This window comes from Fictibacillus halophilus (genome assembly GCF_016401385.1).
GTDB classification, from domain to species: domain Bacteria; phylum Bacillota; class Bacilli; order Bacillales; family Fictibacillaceae; genus Fictibacillus; species Fictibacillus halophilus.
This window is the reverse complement of record NZ_JAEACF010000001.1, coordinates 3,145,388-3,161,784: the sequence shown is the minus strand read 5'-3', so window position 1 is coordinate 3,161,784 and position 16,397 is coordinate 3,145,388. Positions and strand designations below refer to the sequence as shown.

At 43.6% G+C, this 16,397-nt stretch carries 13 protein-coding genes; 12 read left to right on the top strand and 1 reads right to left on the bottom strand.

Annotation, left to right across the window (positions count from 1 at the left end; all coding sequences use genetic code 11):
• Positions 1-2 precede the first annotated feature (2 nt).
• The 3 genes from icmF (at position 3) to pyrG (ending at position 6,493) form a co-directional block, all read left to right on the top strand.
• Positions 3-3,266: a fused isobutyryl-CoA mutase/GTPase IcmF gene (icmF, locus tag I5J82_RS16155; protein WP_198768699.1), complete on the top strand. Its 3,264-nt coding sequence runs from the start codon at positions 3-5 to the stop codon at positions 3,264-3,266.
• 623 nt (positions 3,267-3,889) lie between these two features.
• On the top strand, positions 3,890-4,408 hold the full coding sequence (gene rpoE, locus I5J82_RS16150; protein ID WP_198769048.1) for a DNA-directed RNA polymerase subunit delta: 519 nt from the start codon (positions 3,890-3,892) through the stop codon (positions 4,406-4,408).
• A 483-nt stretch (positions 4,409-4,891) separates the two neighbouring features.
• The gene (gene pyrG, locus I5J82_RS16145) at positions 4,892-6,493 is read left to right on the top strand and encodes a CTP synthase (protein WP_198768698.1); all 1,602 of its coding nucleotides are present in this window, start codon (positions 4,892-4,894) and stop codon (positions 6,491-6,493) included.
• A gap of 302 nt (positions 6,494-6,795) precedes the next feature.
• Here pyrG and I5J82_RS16140 read toward each other — a convergent pair whose 3' ends face one another.
• A complete protein-coding gene (locus I5J82_RS16140) occupies positions 6,796-7,338 on the bottom strand; it encodes a DUF2529 family protein (RefSeq protein WP_198768697.1) in 543 nt (180 codons plus the stop codon).
• A gap of 164 nt (positions 7,339-7,502) precedes the next feature.
• Between I5J82_RS16140 and I5J82_RS16135 the strand changes: the two genes are divergently transcribed.
• The 9 genes from I5J82_RS16135 (at position 7,503) to I5J82_RS16095 (ending at position 16,384) form a co-directional block, all read left to right on the top strand.
• Entirely contained in the window at positions 7,503-7,883 is a 381-nt protein-coding gene (locus I5J82_RS16135) for a response regulator (protein WP_171005594.1), read from the top strand.
• A 248-nt stretch (positions 7,884-8,131) separates the two neighbouring features.
• Positions 8,132-8,995, top strand: a complete 864-nt coding sequence (fba, locus tag I5J82_RS16130) for a class II fructose-1,6-bisphosphate aldolase (RefSeq protein WP_198768696.1) — start codon at positions 8,132-8,134, stop codon at positions 8,993-8,995.
• A 197-nt stretch (positions 8,996-9,192) separates the two neighbouring features.
• Positions 9,193-9,843, top strand: a complete 651-nt coding sequence (gene fsa, locus I5J82_RS16125) for a fructose-6-phosphate aldolase (RefSeq protein ID WP_066399032.1) — start codon at positions 9,193-9,195, stop codon at positions 9,841-9,843.
• Positions 9,844-10,460: 617 nt separating this feature from the next.
• Positions 10,461-11,753, top strand: coding sequence for a UDP-N-acetylglucosamine 1-carboxyvinyltransferase (murA, locus tag I5J82_RS16120; RefSeq protein ID WP_137791147.1), 1,293 nt, complete (start codon positions 10,461-10,463; stop codon positions 11,751-11,753).
• A gap of 84 nt (positions 11,754-11,837) precedes the next feature.
• Complete coding sequence (gene glpX / locus I5J82_RS16115; RefSeq protein WP_066244703.1) at positions 11,838-12,806, top strand: class II fructose-bisphosphatase; 969 nt, start codon at positions 11,838-11,840, stop codon at positions 12,804-12,806.
• 332 nt (positions 12,807-13,138) lie between these two features.
• Positions 13,139-14,425, top strand: coding sequence for a transcription termination factor Rho (gene rho / locus I5J82_RS16110; RefSeq protein ID WP_137791145.1), 1,287 nt, complete (start codon positions 13,139-13,141; stop codon positions 14,423-14,425).
• A gap of 104 nt (positions 14,426-14,529) precedes the next feature.
• Entirely contained in the window at positions 14,530-14,775 is a 246-nt protein-coding gene (locus I5J82_RS16105) for a type B 50S ribosomal protein L31 (protein ID WP_066399025.1), read from the top strand.
• Between the two features lie 212 nt (positions 14,776-14,987).
• Positions 14,988-15,614 carry a thymidine kinase gene (locus I5J82_RS16100; protein WP_198768695.1) on the top strand — a complete coding sequence of 209 codons (627 nt, stop codon included), beginning with the start codon at positions 14,988-14,990 and terminating at the stop codon, positions 15,612-15,614.
• Between the two features lie 299 nt (positions 15,615-15,913).
• Positions 15,914-16,384, top strand: a complete 471-nt coding sequence (locus I5J82_RS16095; protein WP_198768694.1) for a hypothetical protein — start codon at positions 15,914-15,916, stop codon at positions 16,382-16,384.
• Positions 16,385-16,397 lie beyond the last annotated feature (13 nt).

The following is a 16,397-nucleotide window of genomic DNA, read 5'->3' as shown; positions in this document are numbered from 1 at the left end:
AAATGACTCAGACTGATATTTACCGGCCAAAGAATCCGGTTCGATTTGTAACCGCTTCCAGTCTTTTTGATGGTCACGATGCGTCGATTAACATCATGCGAAGAATCATTCAGTCGAACGGCTGTGAGGTGATCCACCTCGGTCACAACCGTTCTGTAGATGAAGTGGTGAGTGCTGCCATCCAAGAGGATGTTCAAGGGATCGCGATCTCTTCTTATCAAGGCGGACACGTTGAATATTTTAAATACATGATCGATCTATTAAAAGAACGCGGTGCAGAACATATCAAAGTCTTTGGCGGAGGCGGGGGCGTTATTATCCCACCTGAGATCAAGGAGCTGCATGCTTATGGCGTAACTCGCATCTTTTCACCTGAAGATGGAAGATTGCTAGGACTTCAAGGCATGATTAATAAAATGGTAGAAGAGTGTGATTTTCCGACGGTTACCTCGTTAACAGATGAGATTGAAAAAGTGAAAGAGAAAGACGTACGCTCTGTTTCGCGTCTCATCACGTTAGCAGAAAACGTGAAGCAAGCACCAGAAGAGATCGCAGCAACGGCTGAACAGGCGCTAAACGAATTAAAAAGCCTGCAAAAACAAGTGCCAGTTCTAGGCATTACAGGAACAGGCGGAGCGGGGAAAAGTTCATTAACGGATGAGCTCGTTCGACGCTTCCTAAACGAATGTGAAGACAAGACGATCGCGATCATCTCGATCGATCCGACAAAACAAAAGACTGGCGGAGCGCTTTTAGGTGACAGAATCCGTATGAACGCGATCTATCACCCTCGAGTGTATATGCGTTCACTTGCAACACGTGGTTCACGTTCTGAGCTGTCCGATGCAATTAAGGATGCGATTGCGGTAACGAAAGCAGCTGGATTTGATCTGATCGTAGTTGAGACGAGTGGAATCGGCCAAGGGGACGCAGGGATCTCAGAGATCTCCGACGCTTCTCTATACGTGATGACGAGTGAGTTTGGTGCACCGTCACAATTAGAGAAAATCGATATGATTGATTATGCAGATATTATCGCGATCAATAAATTTGAGCGCAAAGGCTCTGAAGATGCGCTTCGTGATGTGAAGAAGCAATATCAGCGTTCTCGCAACTGGTTTGATAAAGACCTTGATGAGATGCCAGTTTACGGAACAATCGCAAGCCAGTTTAACGATGCGGGCACGAACGTCCTTTTTTATCATCTGATGAAAGTGATCGAAGAAAAGTCAGGTATGGATTGGGGCATTCAGCCAGCTCATGATGCTATGACTGCGAAAAAGAACGTCATCATTCCAGGTGAACGTGCGCAATATTTAAACGAAATCGCACAAACGGTTCGCAAATACCATGAAACGGTGAATGAACAGGCGAAACTAGCTCGCAAGTCGTTCCAGATCCAAGGGACGCTTGAAACAGTAAGAGAATATGACGCAGCAGGTGAAGAAGTAGAGGCGAGTTTAAATAAGGCGCTTGAAAAAGTAGAAGAAAAACTTTTGCCAACGACTTCAAAAATGCTGAAACAATGGCCAGAGCTAAAAGAAATGTACAGCAAAAAAGAGTTTGTCACAAAGATCCGCGACAAAGAGATCGTGACCGAGCTTACGACGAAAAGTCTTTCAGGCCTTGATATTCCAAAGGTTGCTCTTCCGAAGTTTGAAGACTGGGGAGACATCGTAAAGTGGATCATGAAAGAGAACGTTCCAGGTTCGTTCCCTTACACAGCGGGTGTGTTTCCTTTTAAACGTAAAGGAGAAGATCCGAAGCGCCAGTTCGCTGGTGAAGGAACGCCGGAACGTACGAACCGCCGATTCCACTATCTATCAAAAGATGACGACGCGAAGCGCCTAAGTACAGCGTTTGACTCGGTAACCCTTTATGGTGAAGATCCGGATCACCGACCAGACATCTACGGAAAAGTCGGCGAGAGCGGTGTAAGTATCTGTACGCTTAACGACATGAAGAAGCTGTATGACGGCTTTGATCTGATCGCTCCTTCCACATCTGTTTCAATGACGATCAACGGTCCGGCGCCGATCATTCTTGCTATGTTCATGAACACGGCGATCGATCAGCAAGTGAAAATCTTTGCAGATACGAATGGCAGACAACCGAACGAAGCAGAGTACAATGAGATTAAGGAGAAGACCCTTGCCTCTGTTCGTGGAACGGTTCAAGCAGACATCTTAAAAGAAGATCAAGGTCAGAACACGTGTATCTTCTCTACGGAATTCGCGCTTCGTATGATGGGTGATATTCAGCAATACTTTATCGACCACCAAGTTCGCAATTATTATTCGGTTTCGATTTCTGGCTATCATATCGCAGAAGCTGGTGCGAACCCGATCACGCAGCTCGCGTTTACACTCGCAAACGGATTTACGTACGTGGAATATTACTTAAGCCGCGGAATGGATATTAACGCATTCGCGCCAAACTTATCGTTCTTCTTCTCAAACGGCCTCGATCCAGAATATAGCGTGATCGGCCGTGTAGCTCGCCGAATCTGGGCTACGGTTATGCGTGATAAATACAAAGCGAACGAGCGCAGCCAGAAGCTTAAGTATCACATTCAAACATCTGGACGTTCACTTCACGCACAAGAGATTGATTTTAACGATATCCGTACGACGCTTCAAGCGTTGATGGCACTCTATGATAACTGTAACTCGCTTCACACAAACTCGTATGACGAAGCGATCACGACACCAACAGAAGAATCCGTTCGCCGCGCGATGGCGATTCAGATGATCATTACAAAAGAGCTTGGTTTGGCTCGTAATGAGAACTCTCTACAAGGCTCGTTCATCATCGAAGAGTTAACGGATCTAGTAGAAGAGATGGTTCTTCAAGAGTTCGAGCGCATGAACACAAGAGGCGGCGTGCTTGGTGCGATGGAAACACAGTATCAGCGCGGAAAGATTCAAGAAGAATCTATGTATTATGAGATGAAAAAACATGATGGATCCCTACCGATCATCGGTGTGAACACGTATCTCAACCCGAACCCACCGTCAGAAGAAGAGTTCAACATGCAGCTCGCTCGTGCAACAAAAGATGAGAAAGAGCAGCAGATTCAGAATCTGAATGCGTTCCAAGAGTCAAGCAAAGATCAAGCGGGTGACGCTCTGAAACGTCTAAAAAATGTTGCCCTATCCGGCGGAAACATTTTCGATGAGCTCATGCATACCGTAAAATTTGCAAGCCTCGGTCAGATCACGAGTGCGCTCTATGAAGTAGGCGGGAAGTATAGAAGAAACATGTAGTGTGAGAGGGGAGAGAGCCGCCATTTTGAGCGGTTCTCTTTTCTTTGCGAGAGTTTTAAGAGAGTTAATTTCCGCTCTTTGTTCTATTTATAACATTCATGCAAGGTTAGAATAACTACCATAGAAAGATCTCTTGAAATTTAGTTCGTTTAGAAGGTTTTTGTTTTTAGTTTTCTTATTTTCCTCCTATGCAAGTTGATTGGAGCAGAAGGTTGCGAGACTCCTGCGGGACAAGCGGTCAGTTCGAAAAGTGGAAGTGGCTCGTTCAGCCCCGACAAGCAAAAGGTGAATGGGCCAGGAAGGCGCACTTTGCCTTCTTGACCATTTAACTTTTGATCTCGAGGGGCTAGCCACTGCAACTAGACAGGTGAGACACTTAAGGGCGCGAAGCGGCAAGTGGCTCACCGCCTGCCCCGCGGAAAGCGAGCAACCTGGAGCGGAAATCAACCACTTTCAAAAGCATCAGAGCCAGACCATAAAACCTTTTATGGAAAAAAGATAGATTACTACTGGCATATACGCATGGGATTTGTTTATAATGAAGAGTATGATTCTTCTAAAGAATGAGCACAATGTGTTGATATAAATGAGTGTGGAGAAGGAAAGGAAGTGCCGATGTGGCTATGTTGAACACGTACACGAAAGAACAAGTCGTTGAAATGTCAATGGTCGAAATCGCATTTGAAATTTTGCAAAATGCTAAGCAACCTGTTCAATTCTATGATTTAGTTAAACAGATCGCTGAAATCAAAGGTTTGTCTAAAACAGCTGTGGAAAACCGAATTGCGTATTTTTACACAGATATGAACATTGACGGCCGATTCGTTTCACTAGGCGATAATAAATGGGGATTAAAAACGTGGTACCCGGTTGAGAGCTCTGAAGAGGAACTTGGTGCAACGAACAAACCAACAAAACGTAAAAAAGCGTCTGAAGATGACTATGACTTTGAAGAGGACTTCGATGATGAAGACTTCGATGAGTTGGAAGTGGAAGATGAGTTCGTTGATGAAGACGATGATCTTGCTGACGACGATGATGACGATGACGATGATGACGAAGAATTAGAGTTTGATGAAGAAGATGAAGACTTCGACGAAGACGACGAAGATGAAGATGCAGATGAGGAAGAAGAGCTGTAAGTTCGATTGTGAGTCGTGAAAACCAGTGCCCTTGTGGCGCTGGTTTTTGTTTTTTTAGATGCAATTCGTGGATTGAAGGCCAAAACTTTTGGATTCAGGGTCGAAACTCGTGGATTGAAGGTCAAAACTTTTGGATTCAGAGCCTAAACTCGTGGATTGCAGGCCGAAATTCGCCGATTACCTAGGCTGAGCGCTATTTCACAACCTTGTCACAAGAATAAATGGATTCTCACAGATCATCTTGACATGTGCTCTAGACTCGGGTAATATTCTTTTTGGGCTATTCCTGTATCTTTTATTTAAAAGACTAATTTTATATGATATCAAAGCAAAAGTGCCCCCTAACCATAGGGGAAGTGTCTTTTGCTTTTTATTTTTTTACGGATAGGACTGTGTAAACAACACGCACATAACCCTCTCCTGATAGTAGAAAAAGCGTTAAACGCACATACTTATTTTAGAAAATTTAGGGGGATTGAAAACATGGCAAAATATATTTTTGTTACAGGCGGTGTTGTTTCTTCTTTAGGAAAAGGAATCACTGCAGCATCATTAGGCCGTTTATTAAAAAACCGCGGAGTGAAAGTGACGACGCAAAAATTCGATCCTTACATCAACGTGGATCCAGGGACGATGAGCCCTTATCAGCATGGTGAAGTTTTCGTAACGGATGATGGTGCGGAAACGGACTTAGACTTAGGTCACTATGAGCGTTTTATCGATATTAACTTAAATAAATACAGCTCAGTAACGACTGGTAAAATTTATTCTACCGTTCTTAGAAAAGAGCGTCGCGGTGAGTATCTTGGTGGAACAGTTCAGGTTATTCCACACATCACGAACGAGATCAAAGAGCGTGTTTTCCGTGCTGGTCGCGAAACAAATGCAGATGTAGTAATCACAGAAATCGGCGGAACAGTTGGGGACATCGAGAGCTTGCCGTTCCTAGAAGCGATCCGTCAGATCAAAAGTGATGTAGGCTCAGAAAATGTTATGTATATCCACTGTACACTGATTCCTTATATCCGTGCAGCGGGTGAGTTGAAGACGAAGCCGACACAACATAGTGTAAAAGAGCTTCGTAGCCTTGGTATCCAGCCAAATATTATCGTTGTTCGCACGGAGATGCCGGTTCCTCAAGAAATGAAAGACAAGATTGGTCTTTTCTGTGATATCGATCCAAAAGCAGTTATCGAAGCGAGAGATGCAGATACGCTTTACCAAGTACCGATCGATCTTCAAGAGCAGAAGATGGACGAGCTTGTTTGCAAACACCTTAAGCTTGAAACGCATGAGCCAGACATGGCAGAGTGGAAAGAATTGATCAACCGAGTGACGAACTTAAAAGGGAAAGCAAAGATCGCATTAGTCGGAAAATATGTATCTTTACAAGATGCTTATATTTCTGTTGTTGAAGCGCTTCGTCATGCAGGCTATCACTTTGATACAGATATTGAGATAGACTGGATCAACTCTGAAAACGTAACAGCTGAAAACGTGAAAGAACTTCTTCAAGATGCTGATGGTATCTTAGTTCCTGGAGGATTCGGTGACAGAGGGGTAGAAGGTAAGATTCTAGCTACTCAATATGCACGTGAGAACAAAGTTCCTTTCTTAGGAATCTGTCTTGGTATGCAGCTTGCTTCCGTAGAGTTTGCTCGTAACGTCCTCGGACTTGATGGTGCTCACTCTGCAGAACTTATGCCTGGTACACCGTTCCCGGTTATCGATCTTCTTCCTGAACAAAAGGACATCGAAGACCTAGGTGGTACACTTCGCCTTGGACTGTATCCGTGTAAGATTAAAGAAGATACAAAAGCGTTCGCAGCATATAACGATGAAGTTGTTTACGAAAGACACCGTCACCGTTATGAGTTCAACAACGAATACCGTGAACAAATGGAGAAAGCAGGATTTATCTTCTCTGGAACATCTCCGGATGGACGTCTTGTTGAGATCATCGAGTTAGAAGATCACCCGTGGTTTGTTGCGTCACAGTTCCACCCAGAATTCACATCACGACCAACACGCCCGCAAGCACTATTCCGTGACTTTATCGGTGCGGTAACACAATTGAAGAACTAAGAATGTATGAACCGGCAGCTTCCTATTCAGTGGGAGCTGTCGTTTTTTATGTGGGTGAGGGGTATTTGTTGCTTGGAATTTGTCGAAATAGATCGACTCGCCGATATATGGGCAAAACTCGCCGGAATAATGGAAAAACTCGCGGGAATATCTTCATAATTCGCGGGATTATCTCAGATATTTCTCGAATTAACGGCATGATTACCCGGGTGGGTATACCACTAAAATGGTTTTCTACGTGAATCTGCACTAATTGTTACTCATAAACAAGAAAAAGCTAGGCACTAAGCCAAGCTTCCACTTTATTCCTCATCATATTCTTCTAAAATCTCTTCTGTCGTTAAAAATAGGGCGTAATACGCGAATAAAGCAGTCAATCCAGACGGAAAACCTAGTCGTGAACCATCATCAAGCGGCACTAATCCACGAACGGCCTTCGTGTCGATCACGATATCGGCTAATTCATCAAGATTCACGTCCATTTCTGCTTCTTTTCTTCGTCCGCCGATCAAAATGACGTTGCAACCAACATTTTTACGTACTTCTGAACATAGCGCCACAGCTTTTTTATCATCTAAAAAGCGCGAAGCCACTACTACACTATCGACCGGCAGCAGCTCAGATAACAATTCATCTGAAAAATTAGCCCCGGCGCGGAATTTATTCTCTCCATATAGTGCTTCACTCACAACGGCTTCCATTTCGTCGAATCCCTTAAAATATACAGTTCCTTCTGACAAAACGGTCTGTGCCAGTAAACGTGAAGCTTCTTCAATCGACTGTTCTTCTTTATCCGAAATGGATTTTAGTAATCCTGCAACTTGTGTTGAAAATATTTTTAACATGAAAAAGGACTCCTTATTTTTCAAATCATCGTGTTTTTATTTATTAATTTAGTATACTTAATTTAACAATACAAATCATGGGGAACAGCAGGAATTGATATCCTCTGTCTCGAATGGTATAGGGACAAATTGGTTTTGTAAAGAAACTCTAGATGAGGTGAGCAATAATGAGCGGGAAAATTTTAATTGTAGACGATCAGTATGGCATCAGAATTCTTTTAAACGAAATCTTTCAAAAAGAAGGTTATAAGACGTATCAGGCAGCGAACGGAGTACAAGCTCTTTCGATTGTGGAGAAAGACCGCCCTGATCTTGTCATTTTAGATATGAAGATTCCTGGAATGGATGGTTTGGAAATCCTTCGTCGTGTAAAAAAACATGATGAGACGATTCAAGTGATCATTATGACAGCTTATGGTGAGCTGGACATGATTCATGAGGCTATGAAGCTGGGAGCAATCACTCATTTTGCAAAACCTTTTGATATTGATGAGATCCGTGCAGCTGTTAGGAAAGAACTTCCATTAAACACGCCATCTTCATAAAAGATTAAGAAATGCAGGCGTGTCGCCAATGATAGCGGTTACACCCCGAAAACGTTGATGTGTTGCGGTTTTCAGGCGATATTGGTATGCTATACTAGAATGAAATATGAGCATAATGAAATGTTTAGCAAGACGCCATGAAAGGTAAACTAAAGTGGCTTCTTTTTGCTGTGTATGCACATTTCAGCAAATATACTATACAAAATGTAGTTGGTCTGCTCGTGCCAATATCTAAGGAGGACATTACTATGCCTTTAGTTTCAATGAAAGAAATGCTTGAAAAAGCAAAAGCGGAAAATTATGCAGTTGGTCAATTTAACTTGAACAACCTTGAGTTCACTCAAGCGATCCTTAAAGCTGCACAAGAAGAGAAATCTCCAGTAATTCTTGGTGTTTCTGAAGGTGCTGCTCGTTATATGGGCGGATTCAAGCTTGTAGTTGCTATGGTTGAAGCGCTTATGGAAGAGTACAAAGTAACTGTACCTGTAGCGATCCACCTTGACCACGGTTCTAGCTACCAAAAGTGTGCTGAAGCGATTCATGCAGGTTTCACATCTGTAATGATCGACGGATCTCACCACCCGTTAGAAGAGAATATCGCTCTTACTAAAAAAGTGGTTGAACTTGCTCACTTCCACGGTGTTTCTGTTGAAGCAGAACTTGGCCGTATCGGTGGACAAGAAGACGATCTAGTTGTTGAAGATGCTGATGCAGCTTACGCGATCCCTTCTGAGTGTGATCAACTTGTTCGTGAGACTGGTGTTGACTGCTTCGCGCCTGCACTAGGATCTGTTCACGGACCTTACAAAGGTGAGCCTAACTTAGGATTCGACCGCATGAAAGAAGTTATGGAACTAACTGGTGTACCTCTTGTACTTCATGGTGGTACTGGTATCCCAACAAAAGATATCCAAAAAGCAATTTCTTTAGGAACTGCTAAAATCAACGTAAACACTGAAAACCAAATTGCTTCTCACAAAGCTGTTAAAGAATACATCGGATCTAACCCGGACAAGTATGATCCACGTAGCTATTTAACTGCAGCTCGTGATGCGATCCAAGCTACTGTAGCTGGAAAAATGCGTGAGTTTGGTTCTTCTAACAAAGCTTAATATAACCTTTCTCATGAAACCGCCTATACATCATAGGCGGTTTCATTTACACTATAAGAGTGAAAAACAGAATCCACGTATAGATAACAAAAGTGTAATGCGAAGTTTTGTAAGCGTAATCCTTCGTGTATGAAGACGAACATGTTATAAAAGAATATAAAAGATAGACATACTCAAAAAAACAGGAGTGATTATTTTTGAAATTCTTTATTGATACTGCAAACATTGATGATATTAAAGAAGCCTATGACCTGGGCATTTTATCTGGAGTAACGACGAACCCTTCTTTAGTCGCTAAAGAAAAAGGCGTTGATTTTCATGAAAGATTAAAGGAAATCACAAGCCTTGTACCGGGTTCTGTTAGTGCTGAGGTGATCGGAACTTCTTATGAGGAAATGGTTTCAGAAGGTCGTGAACTAGCAAAGATCGCACCAAACATCACGGTAAAAGTTCCAATGACTCTGGACGGATTAAAAGCAGTGAAAACGTTCTCTGATGAAAACATTAAAACAAACGTAACGCTTATTTTTAATGCAAACCAAGCATTGCTTGCAGCACGTGCTGGGGCAACTTATGTTTCACCGTTCTTAGGCCGCTTAGATGATATCGGTCAAGATGGCTTGGAGCTTATCTCACAAGTGGCACAAATTTTTGCGATTCATGAGATACCAACAGAGATCATCGCAGCATCGATCCGCCACCCTGTTCACGTAACAGAAGCGGCATTACGAGGCGCGCACATTGCAACAATTCCACCAAACGTAATCAAAGGTCTAGTAAAGCACCCACTAACAGACCAAGGGATCGAGAAATTCCTAGCTGACTGGGACGCTGCAAACAGGAAGTAATTGCAAATAACACTTTTGGAAGTGGTTGATTTCCATTTCAGATGCTCGCTTTCCGTGGGGCAGGCCGTGAGCCACATTCAGACGTTTCACTCTTAAGTGTCTCACCTGTCTAGTTGCAGTGGCTAGACCCTCGAGGTCAAAAGTTAAATGGCTAAGAAGGCAAAGTGCGCCTTCAAATCCATTCACCTTTTGCTTGTCGGGGCTGAACGAGCCACTTCCACTTTGAGGACTGCCCGCCTGTCCCACAGGAGTCTCGCATCTTACACTCCAATCAACAGTCATAGAAGGCGAGATTTGAAAGTACTATCTTTTAGAAAAAGAGTGTCCTTATTAAAAGTTCTTAGCATCTTCATTGCAAGTTGATTGTAGCGGAAGGTTGCCGACTCCTATGGGACGAGCGGTCAGGTGGAGACTCCTAATGGCGCGAAGCGGCAGGAGGCTCACCGTTCGCCCCATGGAAAGCGCGCAACCTGGAGCGGAAATCAACATGCCCGCAAGAAACAACAAAGCAACACACAAATTTTTATACATGAAAAGAAAATATTGGTAAATAATAGTACTATCTAAAAAGGTAACACAATCACAACTTTTGTGACTCTTACTGAAAGGAGTTTACCATGGAAAAACTGATGATTGAAGGGGGCTATCCTCTAGAAGGAACGGTCCATATAAGCGGAGCAAAAAACAGTGCGGTGGCGTTGATCCCCGCAACGATATTAGCAGAATCTACCGTTACCATTGAAGGTTTGCCTAACATATCAGACGTTCGTATTCTACGTGATCTGTTAGAGGAAATCGGAGGGGAAGCTTACCTGGATGAGAATCAGACTCTAACGGTTAACCCTGAAAAAATGATTGCGATGCCGCTGCCGAGCGGAAAAGTGAAAAAGCTTCGTGCTTCCTACTATTTGATGGGTGCGATGCTTGGCCGTTTCAAAAAAGCGGTCATCGGATTGCCAGGAGGCTGTAACCTAGGACCTCGTCCGATCGATCAGCACATCAAGGGCTTTGAAGCGTTAGGCGCAAAAGTAACGAACGAGCAAGGAGCGATCTATCTTCGTGCGGACGAGCTCGTTGGTGCACGAATCTACTTGGACGTTGTTAGTGTTGGGGCGACCATCAACATCATGCTAGCAGCAGTAAGAGCTAAAGGCCAAACAATCATTGAAAACGCGGCAAAAGAACCTGAGATCATTGATGTGGCTACCCTTTTAACGAGCATGGGTGCCAAGATCAAAGGAGCAGGAACGGATGTTATTCGTATCGATGGTGTCGATGAGATGCATGGCTGCCGTCACTCGATCATTCCGGACCGCATTGAAGCGGGAACTTACATGATTCTAGCAGCATCTATGGGTCAGCAAGTCTTGCTAGATAATGTTATACCTTTACACTTAGAATCTCTCATCGCAAAATTAAGAGAGATGGGCGTTTACATTGAAACAAAAGATGATCAAGTGCTCGTGTATCGCGGAAAAGATCCACTGAAGAGCGTTGATATCAAAACGCTCGTCTATCCAGGATTTCCGACGGATCTTCAGCAGCCGTTCACTTCACTTTTAACGAGCTCAGAAGGAACGAGCATTGTAACCGATACGATCTACAGTGCACGTTTTAAACATATCGACGAACTTCGCCGTATGGGAGCGAATGTGAAAGTAGAAGGACGTTCTGCTATAATAAATGGGCCAGCGAAACTGGAAGGCGCAAAAGTAAAAGCTTCTGACCTTCGTGCTGGAGCAGCGCTTGTTGTAGCAGGTCTGATGGCTGAAGGTGTTACAGAGATCTCTGGTCTTGAGCACATCGATCGCGGCTACGAATCTTTAGTAGACAAGTTAAAAGGGCTTGGCGCTAAAGTTTGGCGTGAGAGCTTAGGTGCGGAAGAGATGGAAGAGCTTAAGAATTCATAAGTTAAAACGAGAAATCACCATCACCTGGTGATTTTTCTTCAGGATAATTATGTAAGCGGTTAAAGTATGGGGAGGGAAACACACATGGAGAGAAGTTTATCGATGGAGCTTGTTCGTGTAACAGAAGCGGCGGCTCTTGCATCAGCACGTTGGATGGGAAGAGGAAAGAAAGACGAAGCGGATGATGCAGCAACAACTGCGATGCGTAACGTTTTTGATACGGTTCCGATGAAAGGGACAGTTGTGATCGGTGAAGGCGAGATGGATGAAGCTCCTATGCTTTATATCGGAGAGAAACTGGGGACAGGCTATGGTCCTCGCGTAGATGTTGCAGTCGATCCGTTAGAAGGAACGAACATCGTTGCATCGGGAACGTGGAACGCTTTGGCCGTTCTAGCGATCGCAGACCACGGAAACCTTCTTCACGCACCAGACATGTACATGGACAAGATCGCGGTTGGGCGTGAAAGTGTAGGGAAGATCGACATCAACGCACCGGTTATTGATAACTTACGAGCAGTAGCAGAAGCGAAAAATAAAAACATTGAAGACTTGGTGGCAGTAATCCTAGACCGACCTCGTCACGAACAGATCATCCAAGATATTCGTGAAGCGGGTGCGCGTATCAAGCTGATATCTGATGGCGATGTAGCAGCAGCGATCAATACGGCGTTCGATGATACAGGCGTTGATATTTTATTCGGTTCAGGAGGAGCTCCTGAAGGTGTAATCGCAGCTGTTGCGTTAAAATGCCTCGGTGGAGAGCTTCAAGGAAAGCTTCTTCCTCAAAACGACGAAGAATTAGAACGCTGCAAACGTATGGGCATCGACGACGTGAATCGTGTTTTGTACATGGACGACCTTGTAAAAGGCGACGATGCGATCTTTGCTGCAACAGGCGTTACAGACGGCGAGCTTTTAAAAGGCGTACGTTTTGACGGATCAACGGGTACAACGCAATCCGTAGTTATGCGTGCGAAGTCAGGAACCGTACGATTTATCGATGGAAGACATAGCTTGAAGAAGAAACCAGATCTTGTGATCAAACCATAAATGAGAGGGAAGGCCGGACAAGTAGTCCGGTCTTTCCGTTACAATTACATGAATTAATCTTAGTTTCAGTTGCAAAAGCTCAGCATGTATTGTAAATTCTCGTTAGAAGTCATTTACTTCTGAGTTTCTGTTGCTTGATTAAAGACTCAATATGTGGTTAAAATAAGAAGTATGATTCATTAGGTTAATATTTTCTTCATACCCACTAATACCCTTAACTTTCAAAGGAACTCCTTCCATTAAAAAAACCAAAACCAAACCAACATAAAAAATCCCATTTCAAGCATAAACAAAATAAAAGATAGTTATTAATAGAAAAGCGTGGTGTCACTATGGGGATAGATTTAGCAACATTAGAGACAAAGAAATTAAAAGAGCTTTATGAGCTCGCCAAACAATATAATATTCAGTATTACGGTAAATTAACAAAGCGTGAATTGATGTTTTCTATTTTGAAAGCACAAGCAGAGCTTGATGGTTATTCCTTTATGGAAGGTGTATTGGAGATCATTCCAAACGAAGGATTCGGCTTCTTGCGTCCGATCAACTATTCACCAAGTTCTCAAGATATCTACATCTCAGCTTCACAGATCCGTCGATTCGATCTAAGAAACGGAGACAAAGTATCTGGGAAAGTTCGTCCTCCAAAGGAAAACGAACGTTATTATGGACTTTTACAAGTGAATGCGGTCAATGGTGAGGACCCTGAAACGGCAAAAGAACGCGTGCATTTCCCTGCACTGACGGCTCTTTATCCGGAAAAGAAAATGGTTATGGAGACAACGAGCAACAACATTTCAACGCGTATCATCGACATGATGGCGCCAGTTGGTTTTGGTCAGCGTGGTCTGATCGTCGCTCCTCCAAAAGCGGGTAAGACAAGCTTGCTGAAGGAAATCGCACACAGTGTGACAACGAACAACCCACAAGTAGAGCTGATTGTCTTGCTTATCGATGAGCGTCCTGAGGAAGTAACGGATATCGAGCGTTCTGTAAAAGGAGACGTTGTAAGTTCAACGTTTGATGAAGTACCAGAAAACCATATTAAAGTGGCAGAGCTTGTTTTAGAGCGTGCGATGCGACTTGTTGAGCACAAAAAGGATGTTGTGATCCTGCTCGATAGCATCACTCGTCTGGCTCGTGCATACAACCTTGTTATTCCGCCAAGCGGCCGTACACTTTCTGGTGGTATCGATCCTGCTGCGTTCCACCGTCCGAAGCGTTTCTTCGGTGCGGCTCGTAACATCGAAGAAGGCGGAAGCTTAACGATTTTAGCAACGGCTCTAGTGGACACTGGATCTCGTATGGATGATGTCATCTACGAGGAGTTCAAAGGAACAGGAAACATGGAGCTTCACTTAGACCGTAAGCTTGCTGAGCGCCGTATTTTCCCTGCGATCGACATTCGCCGTTCTGGAACGAGAAAAGAAGAGATGCTTATCGCAAAAGATCATCTTGAGGCACTTTGGTCGATCCGTAAGACGATGGATGACTCGTTTGATTTCGTTGATAAATTCATGAAACGTATGCGTAAAACAGAGAATAACGAAGAGTTTTTCGAGCTGTTTGAAAGTGAAAAAAAGGGAACGCCAAAGAGAGCTAAACCCGTAACAAACTAACGAAAAAGTATGGTTGCAAATGGGTTTTGTCCCTGTTATACTATTTTTATGTGTTTATAACTCTGTCTCCGCATAGGAAACAGGGCAGAAGGAGTGGAATTAGAATGAAACAAGGAATTCATCCGAATTATAAAAAGGTTATCTTTGTTGACGCTCAAAGCGGATTTAGCTTCCTTTCAGGATCAACTTTGTCTTCAAGCGAGACAATGAAGTGGGAAGACGGTAACGAATATCCAGTAATCAAAGTGGATGTTAGTTCTGACACTCACCCGTTCTACACAGGACGTCAGAAGTTCTCTGATGTTGGTGGACGTGTTGACCGCTTTAAGAAGAAATACAACCTTAAGTAATTTGTTGCAAGTAAAAGGGCAGGAGTCTTTCTTGCCCTTTTTTCTTTTGTATTTTATAGAAAACAAGAACTCGGTAACTGTTTTGATGGACCGGGTTTTTTATACGCCTTAAAAGGAGTCAAGCACTCCAGTACCGAACGTTTATGTATGGTAGAACATCATACATTTCGTACATACTAAAGGAAAGATTGTTGCGAAAGGGGGAGCAGGCCATGTATGTGATGAATCAAAATGGCTGGATCGAATTGATCTGCGGCAGCATGTTCTCTGGGAAATCAGAAGAACTTATTCGCCGCGTAAGAAGAGCGACGTATGCAAAGCAAAAAGTACAGGTGTTTAAGCCGCTGATCGATAACCGCTATAGCGAGGAATCGGTTGTGTCTCATAATGGAACAGCTGTTATGGCTGAACCGGTCGGACGTTCTGTGGAGATCTTAAAAAACGTATTGCCTGAAACCGAAGTCGTAGCGATCGACGAAGTGCAATTCTTTGATGAAGATATCATCCCAGTTGCTCAAGAATTAGCGGATCAAGGACTGCGCGTTATCGTGGCAGGACTAGACCAAGATTTTAAAGGCGAGCCGTTCGGACCCGTTCCAAAAATGATGGCTCTTGCTGAACATGTGACAAAGCTTCAAGCGATCTGCATGGTTTGTGGATCACCTGCGAGCCGCACACAGCGTTTGATCGATGGCAGACCTGCTTCTTACGATGATCCAGTAATCCTAGTGGGCGCATCCGAGTCGTATGAACCGCGCTGCCGCCATTGTCATGAAGTACCAGGAAAGAAAAGAAACCTCCTATCAAGCGCAGAGGGCTTTGAAGGTCGGTTGAAATAAGGTTTGATACGATATTGTCCGGGAGCTAAGTGCTCTCGGGCTTTTTTTGATGTTGGTAGGACTGAGGTAGCATGCAGGTGAAGTCGAAAAATGTCGCGGTATGTCGACTCGTGGATAAATGGCTAAAACTTGTGGATTGAACGAAAGAAATTATGGATTGAAGGCTAAAACTTTTGGATTTAAGCTCCAAATTTGTGGATTCATCGCTACCTTTGACAATCATCCTCCTAGAAACGGCCATCAACTTAACATAATCACCTCCTAAACAGGAAATCCTAACGATATGGGAGGTGTTTATAGTGAAAAAGGCATTGTATGCGCCGCTTTTTACACTATTGGTAACAACAGCATGTTCACCTATGCAGTCTTATAAAGAAGAAGGGGCTAAAATTGAGCCTGCCGCTCATGAAGATAAACGGGATATTCGGGATAACCTGTTTGGTCATGGGATTATCAATTACCACCTAACCAAAAACGAACCACGAACTAACTACAGCTATGACACGAACATGAATCCAAATGATTATCGGACGATGAACACCACTCGATTTGATCTTTCCGATGATCAGGATATGATTCGTCAGGCTGTTATTGATTCATCTGGAATCAATCCGCAGATGGTCACAGTTAACGGAAATTATGCCCACATTCATGTGAACGTGCCACATGATATGTCCAAAAAAGAACGAGCAGCTACGCATCGTAAAATTATGAACGCCGTAGAACGAGCTGTTCCGCGATATAACTTCTCACTAAAGATCGATCACTAATGTGGGAAATAAA